Origin of the sequence: Kitasatospora sp. NPDC059722 (genome assembly GCF_042733235.1) — a bacterium.
Taxonomy (GTDB): domain Bacteria; phylum Actinomycetota; class Actinomycetes; order Streptomycetales; family Streptomycetaceae; genus Kitasatospora.
Genome location: NZ_JBHWGD010000185.1, coordinates 4240 through 6117, shown reverse-complemented (window position 1 = coordinate 6117; position 1878 = coordinate 4240). Strand labels below are relative to the sequence as shown.

Below are 1878 nucleotides of genomic sequence, written 5' to 3'. Positions count from 1 at the left end.
GCGGCGCGCGCGGGCTCGTGCGGTCGCGCGGCGGGGCCGAGGGCCGGGTTCTCTCGGGCGGCCCGGGTGGTCGCGAGCGCGTGGGCGTGGTCGGCGTCGGAGCCCTCGGCGTCCGCCGCCAGGAACGCGACCAGCCGCTCGGCCTGGGCGCGCAGCGCCTCGGGGGTGCGGCCGGAGACCAGCCAGGGCAGCGTCCCGGCGTCGACGGCCGCCTCCGCCGCCGGCGTCTCCTCCGCCGCCGGGGCCTCCTCGATAATGGCGTGCGCGTTGGTGCCGCTGAGGCCGAAGGACGAGACGCCCGCCCGGCGCGGCTCGGCGCCCTGCGGCCACGGCGTCGCCTCGGTCAGCAGCCGGACGGCGCCGGACTCCCAGTCGACGTGCGTGGACGGCTCGTCCACGTGCAGGGTGCGCGGCAGCAGCTCGTGCCGCAGCGCCAGCACCGTCTTGATCACCCCGGCCATGCCGGCCGCGGCCTGGGTGTGACTCAGGTTCGACTTCACCGAGCCGAGCAGCAGCGGGCGCTGCGGGTCCCGCCCGCGCCCGTAGGTGGCGAGCAGCGCCTGGGCCTCGACCGGGTCGCCGAGGACGGTGCCGGTGCCGTGCGCCTCGACCGCGTCGACCTGGTCGGCGGAGAGCCGGGCGTTGCGCAGCGCCTGCTCGATGACGCGCTGCTGGGACGGCCCGTTGGGCGCGGTGAGCCCGTTCGAGGCGCCGTCCTGGTTGACGGCGGTGCCGCGCACGACGGCCAGCACCCGGTGCCCGTTGCGCCGGGCCACCGACAGCCGCTCCAGGACGAGCACGCCGACGCCCTCGGCCCACCCGGTGCCGTCCGCGGAGTCGGCGAAGGAGCGGCAGCGGCCGTCCGATGCCAGGCCGCCCTGGCGGGCGAACTCGACGAAGGTGGTGGGCGTCGACATGACGGTGACGCCCGCGGCGAGGGCCATGCCGCACTCCCCCGCGCGCAGCGACTGCGCGGCCAGGTGGAGCGCGACGAGCGAGGAGGAGCACGCGGTGTCGACGGTGACGGCCGGGCCGACGGCGCCGAGGACGTAGGAGAGGCGGCCGGAGATCACGCTGGTCGCGTTGCCGGTCAGGACGAAGCCCTGGACGTCGTCGTCCGGCCCGGTGCGGTAGTCCTGCGGCATCGCGCCGACGAACACGCCGGTGCGGGTGCCGCGGACGCTGCTCGGGTCGATGCCCGCGCGCTCGATGGCCTCCCAGGACGCCTCCAGCAGGACGCGCTGCTGCGGGTCCATGGACAGCGCCTCGCGCGGCGAGATGCCGAAGAAGCCCGGGTCGAAGTCGGCGGCGCCCTGCAGGAACCCGCCCCGGACGTCGACCGGCCCGTCCGCCGGGTCGAGCTCCCAGCCGCGGTCGGCGGGCAGGCCGGTGATGCCGTCCTCGCCGGCGACCAGCATCGCCCAGAGGTCCTCGGGAGCCGCGACCCCGCCGGGGAAGCGGCAGCTCATCCCCACGATGGCGATCGGCTCCCGGGCGGCCGCCTCCAGCTCGTCCACCCGCTGCCGGGAGCGCTGGAGGTCCGCGCTGGCCCGCTTGAGGTAGTCCCGGAGCTTCTGTTCCTTGTCCATCATCGACGCAACCCATCTGGAAGACCGGCGAACGGCAGGGATCCGCTTGAGGACGGCCCGCGTGCCCGGCACGCGCGGCGCTCGCATTCCCGCACTCCAGCGCCCAGTCTCGATCCGGCCCGCGCCGAATTTCCCTAGGGTCTGCCTCCGGGCGGACGACGGGAGGCCGGAGGCAGACCCCAGGGTCTGGCGAGCGTGGGCCAGCCCCCGGCGGACTCGAGTGAGTTGCGGGGCCCGGGGGGGGGGGAGTCAGTGGCGCGCGCGAGGGGGGCGGGCCGCGCGGGGCGGG

Annotated in this window: 1 protein-coding gene; it reads right to left on the bottom strand. The window is 76.7% G+C overall.

Features of this window, described 5'->3' with window-relative positions:
• The coding region (locus tag ACFV4F_RS41765) for a type I polyketide synthase (RefSeq protein ID WP_380510986.1) at nucleotides 1-1589 on the bottom strand (1589 nt) is incomplete at its 3' end.
• Between the last annotated feature and the right edge of the window lie 289 nt (nucleotides 1590-1878).